The sequence below is a fragment of the Streptococcus oralis genome, from assembly GCF_023109195.1.
Classification (GTDB): domain Bacteria; phylum Bacillota; class Bacilli; order Lactobacillales; family Streptococcaceae; genus Streptococcus; species Streptococcus oralis_BV.
Genome location: NZ_JALDUB010000001.1, coordinates 697,018 through 719,227, shown reverse-complemented (window position 1 = coordinate 719,227; position 22,210 = coordinate 697,018). Strand labels below are relative to the sequence as shown.

The 22,210-nt window shown below is 41.2% G+C and carries 19 protein-coding genes; 17 read left to right on the top strand and 2 right to left on the bottom strand.

Going from position 1 to position 22,210, the window contains the following annotated elements; translation table 11 throughout:
- Nucleotides 1–115: 115 nt before the first annotated feature.
- The 9 genes from dnaG to M1F65_RS03440 all read left to right on the top strand — a co-directional run bounded on the left by dnaG (nucleotide 116) and on the right by M1F65_RS03440 (nucleotide 7,752).
- On the top strand, nucleotides 116–1,876 hold the full coding sequence (gene dnaG, locus M1F65_RS03480; protein WP_247925483.1) for a DNA primase: 1,761 nt from the start codon (nucleotides 116–118) through the stop codon (nucleotides 1,874–1,876).
- A 2-nt stretch (nucleotides 1,877–1,878) separates the two neighbouring features.
- Complete coding sequence (gene rpoD / locus M1F65_RS03475; RefSeq protein ID WP_000201892.1) at nucleotides 1,879–2,988, top strand: RNA polymerase sigma factor RpoD; 1,110 nt, start codon at nucleotides 1,879–1,881, stop codon at nucleotides 2,986–2,988.
- Nucleotides 2,989–3,002: 14 nt separating this feature from the next.
- Nucleotides 3,003–3,332, top strand: a complete 330-nt coding sequence (locus M1F65_RS03470) for a metal-sulfur cluster assembly factor (RefSeq protein ID WP_000331930.1) — start codon at nucleotides 3,003–3,005, stop codon at nucleotides 3,330–3,332.
- Between the two features lie 113 nt (nucleotides 3,333–3,445).
- Nucleotides 3,446–4,489, top strand: a complete 1,044-nt coding sequence (locus M1F65_RS03465; RefSeq protein ID WP_247925482.1) for a glycosyltransferase family 4 protein — start codon at nucleotides 3,446–3,448, stop codon at nucleotides 4,487–4,489.
- A gap of 8 nt (nucleotides 4,490–4,497) precedes the next feature.
- Nucleotides 4,498–5,823, top strand: coding sequence for a glycosyltransferase family 4 protein (locus M1F65_RS03460; protein ID WP_049500621.1), 1,326 nt, complete (start codon nucleotides 4,498–4,500; stop codon nucleotides 5,821–5,823).
- Between the two features lie 20 nt (nucleotides 5,824–5,843).
- Nucleotides 5,844–6,032, top strand: a complete 189-nt coding sequence (locus tag M1F65_RS03455) for a PspC domain-containing protein (RefSeq protein ID WP_000735788.1) — start codon at nucleotides 5,844–5,846, stop codon at nucleotides 6,030–6,032.
- 29 nt (nucleotides 6,033–6,061) lie between these two features.
- The gene (locus tag M1F65_RS03450; protein WP_000863851.1) at nucleotides 6,062–6,196 is read left to right on the top strand and encodes a DUF4044 domain-containing protein; all 135 of its coding nucleotides are present in this window, start codon (nucleotides 6,062–6,064) and stop codon (nucleotides 6,194–6,196) included.
- 71 nt (nucleotides 6,197–6,267) lie between these two features.
- Nucleotides 6,268–7,578: a GTPase ObgE gene (obgE, locus tag M1F65_RS03445; RefSeq protein ID WP_000061637.1), complete on the top strand. Its 1,311-nt coding sequence runs from the start codon at nucleotides 6,268–6,270 to the stop codon at nucleotides 7,576–7,578.
- 9 nt (nucleotides 7,579–7,587) lie between these two features.
- Complete coding sequence (locus M1F65_RS03440; RefSeq protein ID WP_000502578.1) at nucleotides 7,588–7,752, top strand: hypothetical protein; 165 nt, start codon at nucleotides 7,588–7,590, stop codon at nucleotides 7,750–7,752.
- A 35-nt stretch (nucleotides 7,753–7,787) separates the two neighbouring features.
- On the opposite strand, the gene M1F65_RS03435 is transcribed toward M1F65_RS03440, so the two are convergent.
- Both M1F65_RS03435 and M1F65_RS03430 read right to left on the bottom strand, forming a co-directional pair.
- Nucleotides 7,788–8,258: an arginine repressor gene (locus M1F65_RS03435; protein WP_001043019.1), complete on the bottom strand. Its 471-nt coding sequence runs from the start codon at nucleotides 8,256–8,258 to the stop codon at nucleotides 7,788–7,790.
- A gap of 524 nt (nucleotides 8,259–8,782) precedes the next feature.
- Nucleotides 8,783–11,065: a Xaa-Pro dipeptidyl-peptidase gene (locus M1F65_RS03430; protein ID WP_049550414.1), complete on the bottom strand. Its 2,283-nt coding sequence runs from the start codon at nucleotides 11,063–11,065 to the stop codon at nucleotides 8,783–8,785.
- A gap of 414 nt (nucleotides 11,066–11,479) precedes the next feature.
- Between M1F65_RS03430 and M1F65_RS03425 the strand changes: the two genes are divergently transcribed.
- From M1F65_RS03425 to ccdA2, 8 genes are all read left to right on the top strand, one after another.
- Entirely contained in the window at nucleotides 11,480–14,581 is a 3,102-nt protein-coding gene (locus M1F65_RS03425; RefSeq protein ID WP_096753597.1) for a DNA polymerase III subunit alpha, read from the top strand.
- 81 nt (nucleotides 14,582–14,662) lie between these two features.
- Nucleotides 14,663–15,670, top strand: coding sequence for a 6-phosphofructokinase (pfkA, locus tag M1F65_RS03420; RefSeq protein ID WP_000820882.1), 1,008 nt, complete (start codon nucleotides 14,663–14,665; stop codon nucleotides 15,668–15,670).
- Nucleotides 15,671–15,736: 66 nt separating this feature from the next.
- Entirely contained in the window at nucleotides 15,737–17,242 is a 1,506-nt protein-coding gene (gene pyk, locus M1F65_RS03415) for a pyruvate kinase (protein WP_084881344.1), read from the top strand.
- Between the two features lie 160 nt (nucleotides 17,243–17,402).
- A complete protein-coding gene (murA, locus tag M1F65_RS03410) occupies nucleotides 17,403–18,662 on the top strand; it encodes a UDP-N-acetylglucosamine 1-carboxyvinyltransferase (protein WP_001227102.1) in 1,260 nt (419 codons plus the stop codon).
- 15 nt (nucleotides 18,663–18,677) lie between these two features.
- Nucleotides 18,678–19,229, top strand: coding sequence for a GNAT family N-acetyltransferase (locus tag M1F65_RS03405; protein ID WP_001028741.1), 552 nt, complete (start codon nucleotides 18,678–18,680; stop codon nucleotides 19,227–19,229).
- On the top strand, nucleotides 19,222–20,499 hold the full coding sequence (gene spxR, locus M1F65_RS03400) for a CBS-HotDog domain-containing transcription factor SpxR (RefSeq protein ID WP_000033809.1): 1,278 nt from the start codon (nucleotides 19,222–19,224) through the stop codon (nucleotides 20,497–20,499). Before M1F65_RS03405 ends, spxR begins: the two co-directional genes overlap by 8 nt.
- A 15-nt stretch (nucleotides 20,500–20,514) precedes the next feature.
- Nucleotides 20,515–21,375: a methionyl aminopeptidase gene (locus M1F65_RS03395; protein ID WP_000631558.1), complete on the top strand. Its 861-nt coding sequence runs from the start codon at nucleotides 20,515–20,517 to the stop codon at nucleotides 21,373–21,375.
- A 125-nt stretch (nucleotides 21,376–21,500) separates the two neighbouring features.
- The gene (gene ccdA2, locus M1F65_RS03390; RefSeq protein WP_000443810.1) at nucleotides 21,501–22,208 is read left to right on the top strand and encodes a thiol-disulfide oxidoreductase-associated membrane protein CcdA2; all 708 of its coding nucleotides are present in this window, start codon (nucleotides 21,501–21,503) and stop codon (nucleotides 22,206–22,208) included.
- Nucleotides 22,209–22,210 lie beyond the last annotated feature (2 nt).

The following is a 22,210-nucleotide window of genomic DNA, read 5'->3' as shown; positions in this document are numbered from 1 at the left end:
TATCTAGAAAAATAAGGCAAAGAGAATTACGGAAAGCGTATGAAATGGTTTACTTTTTTTCAGAAATGAGCTATACTAGTTTACGTGAAACTATGATAAGATGGAGGTATTGTGTATGGTTGACAAGAAAGTCATTGAAGAAATCAAAAACAATGCCAACATTGTGGAAGTCATAGGTGATGTGATTTCTTTACAAAAGGCTGGACGGAACTATTTAGGGCTCTGTCCTTTTCATGGTGAAAAGACCCCTTCTTTCAACGTTGTGGAAGACAAGCAGTTTTATCACTGTTTTGGCTGTGGTCGTTCAGGAGATGTCTTTAAGTTTATCGAAGAATACCAAGGTGTGTCCTTCATGGAAGCCGTTCAGCTCTTAGGAGAGCGCGTCGGTATTCAACTAGCTACGCCGGTACAGTCTCGTCCCCAACAAACTTCCCCTCATCAAGCTCTATACGATATGCATGAAGAAGCTGCCCGTTTTTACCATGCCATCCTCATGACGACAAAGATGGGAGAAGAAGCAAGGGCTTATCTCTACAAACGCGGATTGACAGATGATGTTCTGAAGCACTTCCAGATTGGACTAGCTCCAGCAGAGAGAACTTATCTCTATCAACGTTTAGCTGACAAGTTTGAGGAAAAGGATTTATTGGATTCGGGCTTGTTTTATCTGTCAGATGGTAATCAATTTTATGATACTTTCTTTGGACGGATCATCTTTCCTTTGACCAATGACAAGGGACAGGTCATTGCCTTTTCAGGTCGTATCTGGCAAGAAACGGATAGTCAGACTGCCAAATATAAAAATAGTCGCTCGACTGCAATTTTTAACAAGAGTTACGAATTGTATCATTTGGACAAGGCAAAAAAGGGAACAGGTAAGATTACAGAGCTCTATCTGATGGAAGGCTTCATGGATGTGATCGCGGCCTACCGTGCTGGTATAGAAAATGCTGTAGCTTCCATGGGAACAGCCTTAAGCAAGGAGCATGTTGATCACCTCAAACGCTTTACCAAAAAGATAGTTCTCAGCTATGATGGTGACAAGGCAGGGCAGGCAGCAACAGCCAAGGCTCTAGAGGAGTTAAAAGACTTCTCAGTTGAGGTTGTCCGAGTACCTGATGCCATGGACCCAGATGAGTATTTGCAAAAGAATTCTGCTGAAGACCTGGCTTACCTTTTAACCAAGACTCGGATTAGTCCTATAGAGTTCTATATTCACCAGCTAAAGCCTGAAAATAGTGATAACTTACAGGCGCAAATCGAATTCATTGAAAAGATTGCGCCCCTAATCGCCAAAGAAAAGTCTATCACTGCCCAGAATTCTTATATCCACATTTTGGCGGATAATCTACCTTCTTTTGATTACCAACAGGTGGAGCAGATTGTAAATGAAAGTCGGATTGTCCAGAGGCAGGAAAGAGTCAAAGAGGAGCAACCTCCAGCAGCGATTACTTTACCTGTAACGCGGCAACTGACAGCAGTCATGAGAGCAGAGGCTCATCTCCTCTATAGGATGGCTGAGAACCCAGTTGTGTTAAATGACTACCGATTAAGAGAAGATTTTTTCTTTGATACCCCAGAATTTCAGATTCTTTACGAATTATTAAGTGAGCAGGGAGAAGTCGGCTCAGAGGAGCTTTCTCATCAGACACCTGAGGTTGAAAATGCTTGGTACCACGTGCTTAGTCTGGATTTGCCAGCTGAGATGTCGCCTCAAGAGCTAGCGGAGGTCGAAGCGACTCGAAACCGTGCCCTCCTCAGCAAGGACAACTTAAGAATTAAAAAGAAAGTGCAGGAAGCTAGTCATGTAGGAGATACAGACACAGCCTTGGAAGAATTGCAACGATTGATTTCCCAAAAGAGAAGAATGGAGTAATAATGGCAACAAAACAAAAAGAAGTAACCACATTTGATGTGCAAGTAGCAGACTTTATCCGTAACCACAAAAAAACAGGAACAGCAACAGATGACGAAATCAATTCAAGTCTGGTTATTCCTTTTACCCTCGATGCAGACGGCATTGAAGACCTTTTGCAACGGATTCAAGATGCTGGAATTTCTATCACAGACAACGAAGGAAATCCAAGTGCGCGTGTGCTTAGTGCAGAAGAAGAACCAGAACTCAGTGATGAGGACTTGATTGGCTCAACTTCTGCCAAGGTTAATGACCCAGTCCGTATGTATTTGAAGGAAATCGGGGTTGTTCCTCTCTTGACCAACGAAGAGGAAAAAGAATTGGCCCTAGCAGTTGAGGCTGGTGATATCGAAGCCAAACAACGTCTTGCAGAAGCCAACCTTCGTTTGGTGGTTTCGATCGCTAAACGCTACGTAGGGCGTGGCATGCAGTTTCTTGACTTGATCCAAGAAGGAAACATGGGCTTGATGAAGGCAGTGGATAAGTTTGACTACTCTAAAGGATTTAAGTTCTCAACTTATGCAACTTGGTGGATTCGTCAGGCGATTACCCGTGCCATCGCTGACCAGGCCCGCACTATTCGTATCCCTGTCCACATGGTTGAAACCATCAACAAGCTTGTCCGTGAACAGCGTAATCTCCTTCAAGAATTGGGGCAAGATCCAACTCCTGAACAAATCGCTGAGCGTATGGATATGACACCTGACAAGGTCCGTGAAATCCTAAAAATCGCCCAAGAACCTGTATCGCTTGAAACACCGATTGGTGAAGAGGACGATAGCCATCTTGGGGACTTTATCGAAGACGAAGTGATTGAAAATCCCGTAGACTACACAACTCGTATCGTCTTGCGTGAGCAGTTGGATGAAGTCTTGGATACTCTTACAGACCGTGAAGAAAACGTCTTGCGCTTGCGCTTCGGTTTGGACGATGGGAAAATGCGTACTCTTGAAGATGTTGGGAAAGTCTTTAACGTGACTCGTGAGCGTATCCGTCAGATCGAGGCCAAGGCTTTGAGAAAATTGCGCCAACCAAGTCGCAGCAAACCGCTTCGTGATTTTATTGAAGACTAAGAGTGAGGAATAACATGGCTTATACAGAAGAGCAAATTGAAACGATCAAAACACGCATTTTAAATGCTTTGGAAGAAGTCATCGACCCTGAGTTGGGGATTGATATTGTCAACCTAGGTTTGATTTATGAAATTCGTTTTGATGGTGAAACAGGTCACACTGAAATTGATATGACTTTGACAACTATGGGCTGCCCACTGGCTGACCTTTTGACAGACCAGATACATGATGCGATGACAGATGTGCCTGAGGTAACCAATACCGAAGTTAAATTGGTCTGGTATCCAGCTTGGACAGTTGAAAAAATGAGCCGATACGCGCGTATCGCTCTAGGAATTAAATAAAGACTAAGAAAAATGCGAGAGACGATTGGAAAAAGGATAAAATTATCCTATTTTCCAATCGTCTCTTCTTTCTTTTGCTGATTTTCTGGAAATAAAATGGTATAATGAAAGGTATGGAAAACGAAAAATTGCGTATTAATATGCTAAGCTCAAGTGAAAAAGTAGCTGGTCAAGGAGTGTCAGGAGCTTATCGAGAATTGGTTAGTCTCCTTCACCGCGATGCCAAAGACCAGTTGATTGTTACAGAGAATCTTCCTGTAGAGGCAGATGTAACTCATTTTCACACCATTGATTTCCCTTATTATTTATCTACTTTCCAAAAGAAACGCTCTGGGAGAAAAATTGGCTATGTGCATTTTTTGCCTGATACGCTTGAGGGGAGTTTGAAGATTCCATTTTTCCTAAAAGGAATTGTCAAACGCTATGTTTTTTCCTTTTACAACCGAATGGAACACTTGGTGGTGGTCAATCCCATGTTTATCGAGGATTTGGTGGCTGCTGGTATTCCGCGTGAAAAAGTAACTTATATTCCAAATTTTGTAAACAAAGAAAAATGGCATCCATTACCAGCTGAACAGGTTGTACAACTCCGGAAGGAAATGGATCTTGCGGAAGATCAGTTTGTCGTAATCGGTGCGGGTCAGGTTCAGAAACGTAAAGGAATTGATGATTTTATCCGTCTTGCTGAGGAATTGCCAGAAATTACCTTTATCTGGGCAGGTGGTTTTTCATTTGGTGGGATGACAGATGGTTATGAACGCTACAAGAAGATAATGGACAATCCACCCAAAAATCTTATTTTCCCTGGAATTGTGTCACCGGAACGGATGCGGGAACTTTACGCTATGGCGGATCTATTCTTGCTACCAAGTTACAATGAATTATTCCCTATGACTATCTTAGAGGCCGCTAGTTGTGAGGCTCCTATTATGTTAAGAGATTTGGATCTGTATAAGGTTATTCTTGATGGGAATTATCGTGCTACAAGTGATGTTTCCGAGATGAGAGAAGCAATCCTAGAATACAAGAATGACCCTGAAGCCTTAATGGACTTGAAAGAAAAAGCTCGCGAGATCTCCAAAGAGTACTCTGAGGAGCATTTGTTGGAAATCTGGTTAAAATTTTATCGAGAACAGGCTGCTTTGGGCAAAAAGTGAGGTAATTTATGCGAATTGGTTTATTTACAGATACCTATTTCCCTCAGGTTTCCGGGGTCGCGACTAGTATTCGGACTTTGAAAACTGAGCTTGAAAAGCAGGGGCATGCAGTTTTTATCTTTACAACAACTGATAAAGACGTGAACCGATACGAAGATTGGCAAATTATTCGCATTCCGAGTGTCCCTTTCTTTGCGTTTAAGGATCGACGATTTGCCTACCGAGGTTTTACAAAGGCGCTTGAAATTGCCAAGCAGTATCAACTCGATATTATTCATACCCAGACAGAATTTTCTCTTGGTTTGTTAGGAATTTGGATTGCGAGAGAATTGAAAATTCCAGTTATTCATACCTACCATACCCAATATGAAGACTATGTGCATTACATTGCTAAGGGCATGCTAATTCGTCCGAGTATGGTAAAATATTTGGTGCGTGGCTTCCTTCATGATGTAGATGGCGTGATTTGCCCTAGTGAGATTGTTCGTGACCTTTTATCTAAATACAAAGTCAAGGTTGAAAAGCGTGTCATCCCAACTGGAATTGAGCTGGCTAAGTTTGAACGACCTGAGATCAAAGAGGAAAACTTACTAGAGCTTCGTTCGAAGTTAGGTATTCAGGAAGGCGAGAAAATGCTGCTGAGCCTTTCTCGTATCTCCTTTGAGAAGAATATCCAAGCAGTCTTAGTCGCCTTTGCACAGGTTTTGAAAGAAGAAGAAAAGGTGAAGTTGGTTGTTGCTGGAGACGGACCTTATCTGGACAGTCTGAAAGAACAAGCAGGGAAATTAAACATACAAAAACATGTGATTTTTACAGGTATGATTGCTCCCAGTGAGACAGCCTTGTACTATAAAGCAGCTGATTTCTTTATTTCAGCATCTACGAGTGAAACTCAGGGTTTAACCTATCTAGAAAGTCTAGCCAGTGGAACGCCTGTTATTGCTCATGGCAACCCCTATCTTGAAAATCTGATCAATGATAAAATGTTTGGGACCCTCTACTATGGAGAACGAGAGCTTGCAGGAGCTATACTTGAAGCATTGATTGCTACTCCTGATATGTCTGAACAAAATTTGGCGGATAAGTTGTACGAGATTTCGGCTGAAAATTTTGGGAAACGAGTTCATGAGTTTTACCTTGATGCCATTATCTCAAATAACTTTGAACATGAGCTACATGATGGACAGCCTGTCACTCAGCGCTTTTTAAAAACGATTCTCTATCTACCTCAACAGGCTGTTACAAGCCCAGTAAAAGAATCCAAGCGTATTTTAAGAGCGTCTCGAAAACAATTGTCTAGCATCAGAGATTATTGGAGAGACGAATTCAAATAATAGAATAAGAGGAAGAAAAAATGAAAAAATTAATGAGAAGCGGAAAAGATCAAAAAATTGGTGGAGTATGCGCAGGAGTTGCTCATTATTTTGATATTGATCCAACAATTGTTCGTGTCATTTGGGCTGTTCTTGCATTTTGTTATGGGACAGGAGTCCTTGCTTATATCATTTTATGGTTGATTGCACCAGTTTCATCAGAGTATTAAATTAGAATTATATAGAAAAAGGAGAAGTTATGGCTTTTGGAGATAACGGAAAACGCAAAAAAACATTGTTTGAAAAGGTGACGCTTGTTGTCGTGCTCATCATGTTGTTTGTAACCCTTGCTGGTATCTTTGCAACTGCGCTTGGAGCTTTCAGTAGATTCTAAGCAAGCTATGAGGATAGAAACAATAACTAATGACTGGGTTCTCCCCAGCCTTTTTAAAGTGAGAAGAAAATATGAGTATGTTTTTAGATACAGCCAAGATTAAGGTCAAGGCTGGTAATGGTGGCGATGGCATGGTTGCCTTTCGCCGTGAAAAATATGTCCCTAATGGCGGTCCTTGGGGTGGTGATGGTGGACGTGGAGGTAACGTTGTTTTCGTGGTAGACGAAGGCTTACGTACCTTGATGGATTTCCGCTATAACCGTCATTTCAAGGCTGATTCCGGTGAAAAAGGAATGACCAAAGGAATGCACGGACGTGGTGCAGAAGATCTACGTGTTCGCGTGCCACAGGGGACTACTGTACGTGATGCGGAAACAGGTAAAGTCATCACAGACTTGATTGAACATGGTCAAGAATTTATCGTGGCTCATGGTGGTCGAGGTGGTCGTGGAAATATCCGTTTTGCCACTCCAAAAAATCCTGCACCTGAAATCTCTGAGAATGGAGAACCAGGACAAGAACGTGAGTTGCAACTGGAATTGAAAATCTTAGCAGATGTTGGTCTAGTCGGTTTCCCATCTGTCGGAAAGTCAACTTTGCTTAGTGTCATCACTTCAGCTAAACCTAAGATCGGTGCTTACCACTTTACGACGATTGTCCCTAATTTAGGTATGGTTCGTACGCAGTCAGGTGAATCTTTTGCAGTAGCAGATCTTCCAGGTTTGATTGAAGGTGCTAGTCAAGGTGTTGGTCTTGGAACCCAGTTTCTTCGTCATATCGAACGCACTCGAGTTATTCTCCATGTCATCGATATGTCAGCTAGCGAAGGACGTGATCCTTATGAGGACTACCTTGCTATCAATAAGGAATTGGAATCCTATAACCTTCGTCTCATGGAACGTCCACAGATTATCGTGGCCAACAAGATGGATATGCCTGAAAGTCAGGAAAATCTGAAAACTTTCAAGGAAAAGTTGGCAGCAAACTACGACGAGTTTGAGGAACTCCCAGCCATCTTCCCAATTTCTGGTCTGACCAAGCAAGGCTTGGCTACACTTTTGGACGCGACAGCCGAGTTGTTAGACAAGACTCCAGAATTCCCGATTTATGATGAATCCGATATGGAAGAAGAGGCTTACTATGGCTTTGACGAGGAAGAAAAAGCCTTTGAGATTAGTCGTGATGATGATGCGACATGGGTACTTTCTGGTGAAAAACTAATGAAACTCTTTAACATGACCAACTTTGACCGTGACGAATCGGTCATGAAGTTTGCCCGTCAGCTTCGTGGTATGGGGGTTGACGAAGCCCTTCGTGCACGTGGCGCCAAAGATGGCGACTTGGTCCGCATCGGTAAATTTGAGTTTGAATTTGTAGACTAGGAGATTGATATGGGAGATAAACCGATATCATTCCGAGATGCAGATGGCAATTTTGTTTCTGCAGCAGATGTGTGGAATGAAAAGAAACTAGAAGAATTGTTTAATCGTCTCAATCCTAAACGTGCTCTTCGATTGGCGCGTACAAAGAAAGAAGAAACACAGTCAAAGAAATAAAAAATTCCCGTGATCTTTTAATCACGGGATTTGTTTTATTCACTAAAGAAAAATGGCGGCGCATATTTTTTAAGACTCTCAAAACAAGCCTGCGCTTTTGCAGCATCTTCACAGATAATCATGCAGACATCGTCTCCACAAAGGGTTGCAACGACATCTGGAAAAGCCAAGGAATCAATTACAGATCCAAATGATTGGGCTAAACCGGGTAAAGTTTTCAAAATAACTTGGTGTTGCACCGGACGCAACATAACAAGAGCATCTTCCATATAATTTTCAAGACGTTTTTCCCATTTGGAGATAGAGCCTGTATTTAGCACATAGTAAGAATTATCCTCTTCGCGCACTTTTGAAAGGTTCATAGTTTTGATATCGCGTGATAAGGTAGCCTGAGTAACTTGGATATCATTTTCCGCTAATAAGGCTTGTAATTCAGCTTGCGTATGGATTTTGTTTTTTGAAACGAGGGCGCGGATAAGTTGGTGTCTGTGTTCTGATTTGTTCATAAAGTAAGTACTCCTTTTAAAAGGTACAGTAAGCGTGGACTGAACGAAAACGTCAGTCGGGTGGTAGGCGGTATTGTCACGTATGATGATTTTAAAGTCAGTAGGATAAAGAACTAGATGGAGAGATTCTCCTTCTTTTAACTTTTCACTAGTTGGGTGCAGATAAACTGGGTAGCGATTCGTTCATCACCATTGATGTTCTTTAATGACAGTGTATCATCCAATAAGCGTAGCATTTTGTCACGGCGTTTTGTGAATTCACTCTAAATGTTAATTCACAGTGATTTCCAACATGTGGTCTAGTAGCGTGTATGATAAATGGTTACACATGTTGGTTAGGGGTGTTAGTATCTTTTGTCCAAGTTCTATCTAGGGGCTTCTAAAATGCTTTCAGATGAACTGGATTTGATACAAAGTTTATGTTTGATTCGACTGTTCAAGTGGAAAACTTTGGTTATAGGAAGTTCAATGGTCAAATTCATTGACTTTTCCTTTGAATCCTTCCATATTGAAAGTCTGGTAGATTATACCTTTTGACAAGGTAGGATAAGACTAGACTGTGCTAAATCAACAGTCAACTGATAGTCTGTATTATCTCGAATTGTAATCTCAAAGTCTGTGGTGTAGAGAACCAAACGGAGAGTATCTCCTTCTTTAAGTTTGTAGATAGTTGGTTGAAGCTCTAGCTGGAAGTCCATCCATTCATTTGGTTGGATTTCTTCAATCGTCAAGAGATTGGTTCGATTTTGAAGATTAAGGTAACCTTTGGTGATGACACGTTGGGCACTTGGATTGAATGGCAGTTCGCAGAGATTTTCTAACATGTGGTAACGACCATTATCAATGGTTCTAGCACTTAAAACAGCTGGATAAGGCTGCAGATATTTCTTTTGTCCAAGTTCTAGCAGTTGGGCGGATAATAAGCCCTTGTTCGTACTCGATTTGACACGAAGTTTCAGCGCCACTCGCCCATTTAAGTGAAGGTCTTGACTTACTGGAAGGTCAATGGTGATCTGATTGGCTTTACCTTGGTAAAGTTCGGTGTTGAAGATCTGGTAAGTTTTTCCATAACGATCAAAATCTTTTTGATCATACTGGTTTTGAATCACTTTTTCCTCATTACCGAGAGAGAAGGTATGCAGTTCATCCTGTTTGCCAAAGTTATCAAGGCCTTGCCATCTTTGCGGTGCGATATTGTCCTGCCATATAACAGTCGGAAGTTGATAGCTTGAGTCAAGTCCTAGCAATTTCATACTTAACAAGGCATTCATGGACTCTCGGAAGTCAATCGACTGCCAGTTGTTCATATAGACATGGGCACCATGATGGAAAAAGAGGTGCTTATTGATATGGCTAGGAAGGGCATGAAACATCTGGTAAACATGAAGAGGTTTGACGTTCCAATCCTGGGAACCATGCGTAAAGACGACCTCGGCTTGAACCTTGTGAGCATTGAGCAGATAGTTGCGGTCATGCCAAAACTGATTGTAGTCACCAGTCTTGCGATCGAGTTTCTCTTTAACTTTTTCTAAGTCTGCTTGATGAGCTTCATTGCCACGAATATAGTCACCAGCTTGGAGGTTGCGGGAGTAGGTCAGTTCAGCAAGTGAGTCAAAATCCTCACCTGGATAGCCCCCTGGGCTGGTCACTAGACCATTTTCCCGATAGTAGTTGTACCAAGAGGAAATACCTGCTTCTGCGATGATCACTTCCAAGCCATCAACACCAGTGGTGGCGAGACCATTGGACATGGTACCTAGATAGGAAATTCCTGTTGTTGCGACTTTGCCGTTTGACCAGTCAGCCTTGACTTGGCGCTTGCGCGTGTGGTCCGTGAAAGCACGACAACGACCATTGAGCCAATCAATGACATTTTTATAAGCTTCAATCTGCTGGTAGTCCCCATTGGTCATGAGACCTTGAGAATCTTTGGTTCCAACACCTGATACATAGAGATTGGCAAATCCACGTGGGAGGAAGTAGTCATTGAGTGTATATGAGCTATTGATATGAGATAGCTTTTCCTCAGCTTCTGAGACGACTTCTGCTTGACCATGAGGTTCGACTAAATTCAGCTTGGGCTCCTCAAGTTCAATGGTGTGGGGCGGTTTGACCTCAAGCTCTCCCTCCATTTTGTAGAGAGCCTTGTCACTGGCTTTATCGTTGGTCCCTTGGTGATAAGGGCTGGCAGTCATGACTGAAGGAATCTGTCCATCATAACGCGGGCGAATAATGCTGACCTTGACTAAGTCAGGGAGTCCGTCTTTATCAGTATCCAAACGGCTCTCGACATACACGACTTCACGAATGACATCATGAGTAGAGAAGGTTGCCAAGCTCTTACCGTTAAAGTAGTGGTAGTGATTATCTTCTGAAATGAGTCCATCACTAACAAGTTGATCGATGAGCGTATTTCCTTTTTTTGTTCTCGTATTGAGTAACTGATAAAGATTTTCAATGAGATCTCCATAAACAATAGGAAAACCAGTTTCTTTACGAAACTGTTCGGCATCCTCAAAGTCAACAAGATAGCTAAATCCTAAAAGTTGAAAAACTACTGTGTAGAAAATCTCCGCAGTTAACTCACGGTCTGACTGGAAAAAAGTTACTAAATCTGTTTCTTTATCCGCAGCCAAAGTCGACAAGGCATAATCCGTGTCAGAATAAGTGAAAAAACTCCAACGAATGAAGTCTTCAAACTGTCTTTTTAAGGACAGTTGGGGTGACAGCTTTAGACCAAGACCTTCTAATTCTGCAAATCGTTGAGAACTAGTGGTTGGTTGATAGCTGAATTGATTAAAACGCATGTTTCTCTCCTTTGAAAACAGACTGGATTTATTATATCAAAAAAGAGGGAAAAATGGAATAAATAAACTTAAATGAAATAAATTTCTTAAACCAGCATATCTATTTGGTAAGTTATTATAAAATGCTGAATAAATACCATAGAAGTAAGCCTTTTTCTAGAGATTTTTATATGTAAAACTGCATATAACTCCTATCTTTATTATTCTTCGTTTGGTATAAATATATCTAAATTTACATTTAAAACTATTATATAATATTAATTTTTTATTTTCTTCCTTTGAAAAATGAAGAATTTAACAGTAAGAAGAGAAGAAGTTTGTAACTGATGATATTGAAAAGAAAGTGCAGAGTTGCTTCAATATCCAGCTTAAAATGGTATAATAGTAGTAAAACGAAAGCAAGGAGGAGAAGAAATGATTGCACAGCTCGACACCAAGACTGTTTATAGTTTTATGGAAAGTGTGGTTTCGATTGAAAAATATGTACAAATGGCTAAAGAATACGGCTATTCTCACCTTGCTATCATGGATGTGGATAATCTCTATGGAGCCTATCATTTTCTAGAAGCAACTCGTAAGCATGGCATTCAACCTTTAATTGGTTTAGAAATGACCTTGGTCAAAGATGAGGAGAATCTCTCTCTACGTTTTCTAGCCCTATCCACTAAAGGTTATCAAGAGTTGATGAAGTTATCCACTTTAAAAATGACTGGACGGAAAAATTGGTCTGACTTCACCTCCCACCTCGAAGATGTTGCTATTATTGTTCCCTATTTTAATGGGGTCGAACAGTTGGATTTGGGGGTTGATTATTTTATCGGTGTTAGTCCAGATACTCCTCAAGAAGTCTTTATAAGACCCATTCTTCCACTCTATCAAGTCAACTCTTTTGAAAAAGAAGACCTACAGGTTTTACAAATTTTGTCAGCAGTCAAGGAAAATGTCAGCCTGAGAGAAGTGGATCTACATTCACAACAGGGGATTTTTTTACCTGCCTCAGACCTGGAAGCACGTTTTATGAATCGCTTCCCTCAGGCTCTTGCCAATCTCCAAGGTCTGATAGAAAATGTTAGCTATCAAATCGACCCAAGTTTAAAACTCCCTCGCTTTAATCCTGAAAGACCAGCGGTCGAAGAACTTAGAGAGAGGGCTGAGAAAGGTTTGAGTGACAAGGGGCTAACCTCAGCTATTTATCATGAGCGACTAAATGAAGAATTAGCTGTGATTCATGATATGGGCTTTGACGACTATTTCCTTGTAGTTTGGGATTTGCTCCGTTTTGGACGTTCCCAAGGTTACTATATGGGAATGGGGCGTGGATCTGCTGTAGGTAGTTTGGTCGCCTACTCACTGGATATTACAGGGATTGATCCAGTTGAGAAGAACCTGATTTTCGAGCGCTTTTTAAATCGTGAGCGTTACACCATGCCCGATATCGATATCGACATTCCAGACCTTTATAGACCAGAGTTCATTCGTTATGTTCGTGATCGCTATGGCAGTCAACACGTGGCGCAGATTGTCACTTATTCGACCTTTGGAGCAAAACAGGCAATTCGTGATGTTTTCAAACGCTATGGCGTTCCAGAGTACGAATTAACAAATATTACGAAAAAAATCAGTTTCCGAGATACGCTAACGACGGCCTATGAAAAGAATTTGCAATTTAGACAGGTCATCAATAGCAAGATTGAATATCAAAAAGCTTTTGAGATTGCTCGAAAGATTGAAGGTTATCCTCGTCAGACCTCTATCCATGCGGCAGGAGTCGTTATGAGTGACCAAGATTTGACGGACTATATTCCTCTAAAATATGGTGAGGATATGCTCATCACCCAGTATGATGCTCATGGTGTTGAAGCCAATGGACTTCTAAAAATGGATTTCCTCGGTTTACGTAACCTGACTTTTGTCCAAAAAATGCAGGAATTGCTTGCGGAGTCAGAGGGTGTTCATCTAAAAATCGAAGAGATTGATCTGGAAGACAGTGAAACTTTAGCCCTCTTTGTAGCTGGAAATACCAAAGGTATTTTCCAATTTGAACAACCAGGAGCCATTCGACTCTTGAAACGAGTTCAGCCGCAAGTCTTTGAAGAGGTAGTAGCAACGACATCCCTCAATAGACCGGGGGCAAGTGATTATATTGATAATTTTGTCGCTCGTAAGCATGGTAAAGAAAAGGTGACGGTGTTAGACCCTGTCTTAGAAGACATCCTTTCATCAACCTACGGTATTATGCTCTATCAAGAGCAGGTCATGCAGGTAGCTCAACGCTTTGGAGGATTCAGTCTTGGTAAAGCCGACATTCTCAGACGTGCCATGGGTAAGAAAAATGCCAAAGAGATGCATCTGATGAAGGAAGATTTTATCACAGGAGCTATGAAATTGGGGCATACAGAAGAAAAGGCCAACCAAGTTTTTGCAGTGATGGAAAAGTTTGCAGGCTATGGATTTAACCGATCCCACGCTTATGCCTACTCAGCACTGGCATTCCAACTAGCTTATTTCAAGACACACTATCCTGCTATTTTCTTTCAAGTTATGTTGAACTATTCTAGCAGTGATTACATTGTAGATGCATTGCAGATGGGCTTTGAAGTAGCTCCCTTAGCAATAAACAGCGTTCCCTATCATGATAAAATTGCTCATAAGAAAATCTATCTTGGTCTAAAAGCCATTAAGGGAATGCCAAGAGATTTGTCTTACTGGATTATTGAAAATCGTCCTTTCTCAAGCATTGAAGATTTCGTCACACGTCTTCCCAAGAATTACAAGAAACTGTCGCTTCTAACGCCTTTGGTTGAACTGGGGCTTTTTGATGAATTTGACAAGAATCGTCAGAAAATCTTAGTGAACCTACCAAACTTATTTGTCTTTGTTGAGGAGTTGGGTGGACTCTTTGCGGATACAAATTATAGTTGGACTGAAGCTGATGATTTTACTGAGGCAGAGAAATTTTACAAAGAGCAGGAACTGATTGGGGTAGGTATCAGTCCCCATCCTCTCCAAACTCTTGCCAAACAAGCCCTATATCCGACCACTCCAATCACTAATCTAACCGAGGGAGCTCAAGCCACTCTCCTAGTTGAAGTGCAAAAGATTAAAGTGATTCGAACCAAGAAAGGCGAGAGTATGGCTTTTCTACAGGTTCATGATAGTAAGTCTCGGATGGATGTAACTGTATTTTCAGACCAATATAGAAAATTTGCTTCCAATTTATCCGAAGGGAAATTTTACTACATCAATGGCAAAGTTCAATCTCGAGATGGTCGTCTGCAAATGATTGCACAAGATTTGAAAGAAGCAGTGGCGGAACGATTCTGGATTCAAGTTAAAAATCATGAAAATGATAAAGAGATTTCAAATATCCTAGAACAATACAAAGGCCCAATCCCTGTCATTATCAGGTATGAAGAGGAAGGAAAAACGGTTGTTTCTACACAACATTATGTAAGAAAAGATTCTGCTCTAGAGGAAAAATTAGAGGGAATTGCTATGAAAACGATTTATCGCTAAAAATACGGAAAATAGAAGAATTTTCGATTTAAATGTGGTATAATCAGTAAGAATGTTAAAAGAAAAAGGAGCATAAACCAAATGAAACGTATTGCTGTTTTGACCAGTGGTGGAGACGCCCCTGGTATGAATGCTGCCATCCGTGCAGTAGTTCGCCAAGCAATCTCAGAAGGAATGGAAGTTTTTGGTATCTATGATGGATACGCAGGTATGGTTGCCGGTGAAATTTATCCGCTTGATGCTGCTTCAGTAGGAGACATCATTTCTCGTGGTGGTACTTTCCTTCATTCTGCTCGTTATCCTGAGTTTGCACAACTTGAAGGCCAACTTAAAGGGATTGAGCAATTGAAAAAACACGGTATCGAAGGAGTCGTAGTTATCGGTGGTGATGGTTCTTATCATGGAGCTATGCGCTTGACTGAGCATGGATTCCCTGCTATTGGACTTCCAGGTACAATCGATAACGATATCGTAGGTACTGACTTTACAATCGGATTTGATACTGCAGTTACGACTGCAATGGATGCGATTGATAAGATTCGTGATACATCATCAAGTCACCGTCGTACTTTCGTTGTTGAAGTAATGGGACGTAACGCTGGTGATATCGCTCTTTGGGCTGGTATCGCAACTGGTGCTGATGAAATTATCATCCCTGAAGAAGGCTTCAAGATGGAAGATATCGTAGCTAGTATCAAAGCTGGTTATGAGCACGGTAAAAAACACAACATTATCGTTTTGGCAGAAGGTGTTATGTCAGCAGCTGAATTTGGTCAAAAACTAAAAGAAGCAGGAGACACTAGTGACCTTCGTGTAACAGAACTTGGTCACATCCAACGTGGTGGATCACCAACTGCGCGTGACCGTGTATTGGCATCACGCATGGGGGCACACGCTGTTAAACTCCTTAAACAAGGAATCGGTGGTGTCGCTGTTGGTATCCGTAACGAAAAAATGGTTGAAAATCCAATTCTTGGTACAGCAGAAGAAGGAGCTTTGTTTAGCTTAACTGCAGAAGGTAAGATTATTGTTAACAACCCTCATAAAGCTGATCTTGAACTTTCTGCTTTGAACAAGAGCTTGTCCTAATCAACTTTCATTAATTTGGTAACATGACCATAAAAGGTCGAATTATATAAAGGAGTCACAAAAATCATGAACAAACGTGTAAAAATCGTTGCAACTTTAGGTCCTGCGGTTGAAATCCGTGGTGGTAAAAAATTCGGTGAAGACGGATACTGGGGTGAAAAACTTGATGTTGAAGCTTCAGCTAAAAACATTGCTAAACTGATTGAAGCAGGAGCAAACACTTTCCGTTTCAACTTCTCACACGGTGACCACCAAGAACAAGGTGAGCGTATGGCAACTGTTAAACTTGCCGAAAAACTTGCAGGTAAAAAAGTTGGTTTCCTTCTTGATACTAAAGGACCTGAAATCCGTACAGAATTGTTTGAAGGTGACGCAAAAGAGTACTCTTACAAAACTGGTGAAAAAATCCGTGTTGCAACTAAACAAGGAATCAAATCAACTCGTGATGTGATTGCTTTGAACGTTGCTGGTGCCCTTGATATCTACGATGATGTTGAAGTTGGTCACCAAGTTTTGGTTGACGATGGTAAATTGGGTCTTCGTGTTTTCGTAAAAGACGATGCAACTCGTGAATTTGAAGTAGTCGTTGAAAATGACGGTATCATTGCTAAGCAAAAAGGTGTAAACATCCCAAACACTAAAATTCCTTTCCCAGCACTTGCTGAACGCGATAACGATGATATCCGTTTCGGTTTGGAACAAGGTATCAACTTCATCGCTATTTCATTTGTACGTACTGCAAAAGACGTTGAAGAAGTTCGTGCAATCTGTGAAGAAACTGGTAATGGTCACGTTCAATTGTTTGCGAAAATCGAAAACCAACAAGGTATCGATAACTTGGATGAAATCCTTGAAGTAGCTGATGGTATCATGATTGCCCGTGGTGACATGGGTATTGAAGTACCATTCGAAATGGTTCCAGTTTACCAAAAAATGATTATCACAAAAGTAAATGCAGCTGGTAAAGTCGCTATCACAGCAACAAACATGCTTGAAACTATGACTGAAAAACCACGTGCAACGCGTTCAGAAGTATCAGACGTGTTTAACGCTGTTATCGACGGAACCGACGCTACAATGCTTTCAGGTGAGTCTGCAAATGGTAAATACCCACTTGAGTCAGTAACAACAATGGCTACAATTGACAAGAACGCTCAAACTCTTTTAAAAGAATACGGTCGCTTGTCGTCTGTTAACTTGTCACGTAATTCTAAGACTGAGGTTATGGCTTCAGCTGTTAAGGATGCGACAAACTCTATGAATATCAAGTTGGTGGTTACTCTTACTAAGACAGGTCACACTGCTCGTTTGATTTCTAAATACCGTCCAGATGCTGATATCTTGGCAATCACTTTCGATGAATTGACTCAGCGTGGTTTGATGCTTAACTGGGGAGTTATCCCAGTAACAACTGATCGCCCATCAAACACTGATGATATGTTTGATCTCGCTGAAAGAATTGCAGTTGAGCAAGGTTTGGTAGAATCTGGTGATGATATTGTTATCGTTGCAGGTGTACCACTTGGCGAAGCTGTTCGTACAAACACAATGCGTATCCGTACAGTACGTTAATCTAACATTAAGACTTATCATTTCAAGCTGAACAGCTTGAATGATAGGTCTTTTTTTATCAAAATGGAATGGTATTTAGTAAATAGGAATGGGAAAAAACTGAAAATTATGATATAATAGAACGAAAAGACCTTTTTAGTAAATTTTGAAAGAGTAAAACATGAGAAAAATTGTCATCAATGGTGGACGTCCATTGCAAGGTGAGATCACCATTAGTGGTGCTAAAAATAGTGTTGTAGCGCTTATTCCAGCTATTATCTTATCAGATGATATTGTCACTTTAGATTGTGTTCCAGATATTTCAGACGTTGCTAGTCTTGTCGAAATCATGGAAATCATGGGGGCATCTGTTAAGCGTTATGACGATGTCTTGGAGATTGATCCAAGAGGTGTTCAAAACATTCCTATGCCTTATGGCAAAATTAATAGCTTGCGTGCTTCTTATTATTTCTACGGAAGTCTTTTAGGTCGCTTTGGTGAAGCTACAGTTGGACTTCCTGGTGGATGTGATCTGGGACCTCGTCCGATTGACCTTCACTTAAAAGCCTTTGAAGCCATGGGTGCTAAGGTCAGCTATGAGGGAGATAATATGAATTTATCTGCCCAAGGTAAGGGGCTTCATGGCGCAAGTATTTACATGGATACCGTCAGCGTTGGAGCAACTATTAACACCATGATTGCTGCGGTTAAAGCTAAGGGACGTACTGTCATTGAAAATGCGGCTCGTGAACCGGAAATTATCGATGTTGCTACCCTTTTGAACAACATGGGGGCCCATATTCGTGGTGCAGGGACTGATATTATCATTATTGATGGTGTCGAGAAACTACATGGGACTCGTCACCAAGTAATTCCAGATCGTATCGAAGCTGGAACTTATATTTCACTTGCTGCAGCGGTAGGAAAAGGAATTCGCATTAACAACGTTCTCTATGAACATTTAGAAGGCTTTATCGCCAAACTAGAGGAAATGGGCGTTCGTATGACGGTCTCAGAAGACAGTATCTTCGTTGAAGAACAGTCTGGTTTAAAGGCCATCAATATCAAAACTGCACCCTATCCAGGGTTCGCAACCGATTTGCAACAGCCTATCACGCCACTTTTACTAACTGCGCAAGGTCGTGGAACGATTATTGATACGATTTATGAGAAACGTGTCAATCATGTCTTTGAGTTAGCAAAAATGGATGCGGATATTACGACTACAAACGATCACATTATTTACAACGGTGGTCGTAACTTACACGGGGCAAGTGTAAAAGCTACAGACTTGCGAGCTGGTGCTGCACTTGTCATCGCTGGCTTGATGGCTCAAGGCCAGACTGAAATTACGAATATTGAGTTTATCCTTCGTGGCTACTCAGATATTATTGAAAAATTGCGTAGTCTTGGAGCAGATATTACACTCGTTGAAGACTAAGCCGTTGAGGTGATTATGAATATTTGGACCAAATTAGCAATGTTTTCTTTTTTTGAAACGGAGCGCTTGTATTTGCGTCCTTTCTTTTTTAGTGACAGTCAAGCGTTTTTCGAGATTGCTTCAAACCCTGAGAATTTGCAGTTTATTTTTCCCAGTCAAGCAAATTTGGAAGAAAGTCAGTACGCACTTGCTAACTATTTTATGAAGAATCCTCTGGGTGTTTGGGCAATTTGTCTTCAAGGAAATCAGGAAATGATTGGCTCTATTAAATTTGAAAAAATCGATGAAATCAAAAAAGAAGCAGAAATTGGTTATTTCTTAAAAAAGGATTCTTGGTCACAAGGTTATATGACAGAAGTAGTTACCAAACTATGTCAGCTTTCATTTGAAGAATTTGGTTTAAAACAATTATCCATCATCACTCATTTGGAAAATCAAGCTAGTCAAAAAGTAGCCTTAAAATCGGGCTTTAGCCTCGTCCGACAGTTTAAGGGGAGCGATCGCTATACACGAAAAATGAGGGACTATCTTGAATTTCGATACATAAAAGGAGAATTCAATGAGTAAACACCAGGAAATTTTGTCCTATCTGGAAGAGTTGCCAATTGGGAAGAGAGTTAGTGTTCGCAGTATTTCCAATCACCTAGGTGTTAGTGACGGAACAGCCTACCGAGCTATTAAAGAAGCTGAAAATCGTGGTATCGTTGAAACTCGGCCACGTAGTGGAACTATACGGGTCAAGTCCCAAAAAGTGGCTATTGAGCGGCTAACCTATGCTGAAATTGCTGAAGTCACCTCCTCTGAAGTTCTAGCTGGTCAGGAAGGGTTAGAGAGAGAGTTTAGTAAATTTTCTATTGGAGCCATGACTGAGCAGAATATCCTCTCTTATCTCCATGATGGTGGTCTTTTGATTGTAGGTGACCGCACTCGCATTCAACTTTTAGCCTTGGAAAATGAAAATGCGGTCCTTGTGACAGGTGGTTTTCATGTGCAGGACGATGTTCTTGAGTTGGCTAATAAAAAAGGTATCCCAGTTCTGAGAAGTAAGCATGATACTTTTACAGTCGCAACCATGATTAACAAAGCTCTCTCAAATGTTCAAATCAAAACCGATATTCTGACAGTTGAGAAGCTCTATCGTCCCAGTCATGAGTATGGTTTTTTAAGAGAAACCGATACAGTCAAAGACTATCTAGACTTGGTCCGTAAGAACAGAAGTAGTCGTTTCCCGGTCATTAACCAACACCAAGTGGTTGTCGGGGTTGTTACTATGCGTGACGCAGGAGATAAATCCCCCAGCACAACGATTGACAAGGTGATGACGCGAAGTATCTTCGTAACAGGTTTAGCGACCAATATTGCCAATGTCAGTCAACGAATGATTGCAGAAGACTTTGAGATGGTTCCCGTTGTCAGAAGTAACCAAACTTTACTCGGTGTCGTAACACGACGAGATGTCATGGAAAAGATGAGCCGTTCTCAGGTTTCAGCTTTGCCAACTTTCTCCGAGCAAATCGGGCAAAAACTCTCTTATCATCATGATGAAGTCGTCATTACTGTTGAGCCCTTCATGCTGGAGAAAAATGGGGTCCTTGCTAATGGAGTCTTGGCTGAAATCCTCAACCATATGACCCAAGACCTCGTTGTCAATAGCGGACGTAATCTCATCATTGAACAGATGTTGATTTATTTCTTGCAGGCTGTGCAGATAGATGATACTTTGCGGATTCAAGCTCGGATTATTCACCACACGAGACGCTCAGCTATTATTGATTATGATATTTATCATGGGCATCAGATTGTTTCAAAAGCAAATGTTACGGTTAAAATTAATTAGAATCTAGGAGAAAAAATGATAACTTTAAAATCAGCACGTGAAATCGAAGCCATGGACAAGGCTGGTGATTTCCTAGCAAGTATCCATATCGGCTTACGTGATTTGATTAAGCCAGGCGTGGATATGTGGGAAGTTGAAGAGTACGTTCGTCGACGTTGTAAAGAGGAGAATTTCCTTCCTTTACAGATTGGTGTGGATGGTGCTGTCATGGATTACCCCTATGCCACTTGTTGCTCTCTCAATGACGAAGTAGCTCACGCTTTTCCACGTCATTACATCTTGAAAGATGGCGATTTGCTCAAGGTTGACATGGTACTGGGGGGGCCGATTGCCAAATCCGACCTCAATGTATCTAAACTCAACTTCAACAATGTTGAGCAAATGAAAAAATACACCCAAAGTTATACTGGTGGTTTAGCTGACTCATGTTGGGCTTATGCGGTTGGTACACCGTCTGAAGAAGTGAAAAACCTGATGGACGTGACCAAGGAAGCTATGTATAAAGGGATTGAGCAAGCAGTTGTTGGCAATCGTATCGGTGATATCGGTGCAGCCATTCAAGAATACGCTGAAAGTCGCGGTTACGGTGTCGTTCGTGATTTGGTTGGTCATGGTGTTGGTCCAACTATGCACGAGGAGCCAATGGTTCCTAACTACGGTATTGCAGGGCGTGGACTCCGTCTCCGTGAAGGAATGGTACTAACTATTGAACCCATGATCAATACTGGTGACTGGGAAATTGATACAGATATGAAGACTGGCTGGGCTCATAAGACTATAGATGGCGGCCTGTCTTGCCAATATGAACACCAGTTCGTGATTACCAAAGACGGTCCAGTTATCTTGACTAGTCAAGGTGAAGAAGGAACGTATTAAAAAAAGGAGCTTAGCTCCTTTTTTTGTGTCAAATTTTATCAAAATAAATAAGCGTAGCAGACTTCTTACAAATTTATTCTTTTGTAGTAAAATAGGATTAGAATTTTGAGAAAGTAGGTAATTCGTTGGAGTCGATTATATTTCTAGTATCCGTTTTTTTAGCTGGTATCCTGTCCTTCTTTTCACCCTGCATCTTTCCTTTGCTACCTGTCTATGCTGGTATTTTACTGGATGATCAGGGAAATTCGAAAAGCTTTCGCTTTTTTGGAAGAGACGTTGCATGGTCTGGTTTAATTCGAACCTTGTGCTTTATTGCAGGAATCTCCCTTATTTTCTTTATTTTAGGATTTGGAGCTGGATTCCTAGGGCACATGCTCTATGCAGACTGGTTTCGTTATGCTATGGGAATAGTCATTATTCTTTTAGGGCTTCACCAGATGGAAATCTTGCATTTCAATAAACTGGAGATTCAAAAGACAGTCACCTTCAAACAATCCAAGTCTAATCACTATCTGTCAGCCTTTTTACTTGGGATAACCTTTAGTTTTGGTTGGACCCCTTGTATCGGACCGGTTTTAAGTTCGGTCTTGGCTCTTGCAGCTTCAGGAGGCAATGGTGCTTGGCAAGGAGCCGTGTTAACATTAGTATATACATTGGGAATGGCCCTTCCTTTCATTGTTTTGGCCTTGGCTTCGGGCTGGATCATGCCCTATTTTAGTAAATTAAAACCCCATATGATCCTACTAAAAAAAATCGGGGGAGCTTTGATTATTTTGATGGGATTATTATTAATGCTAGGGCAGTTAAATGCCTTGTCAGGAATTCTTGGATAAAA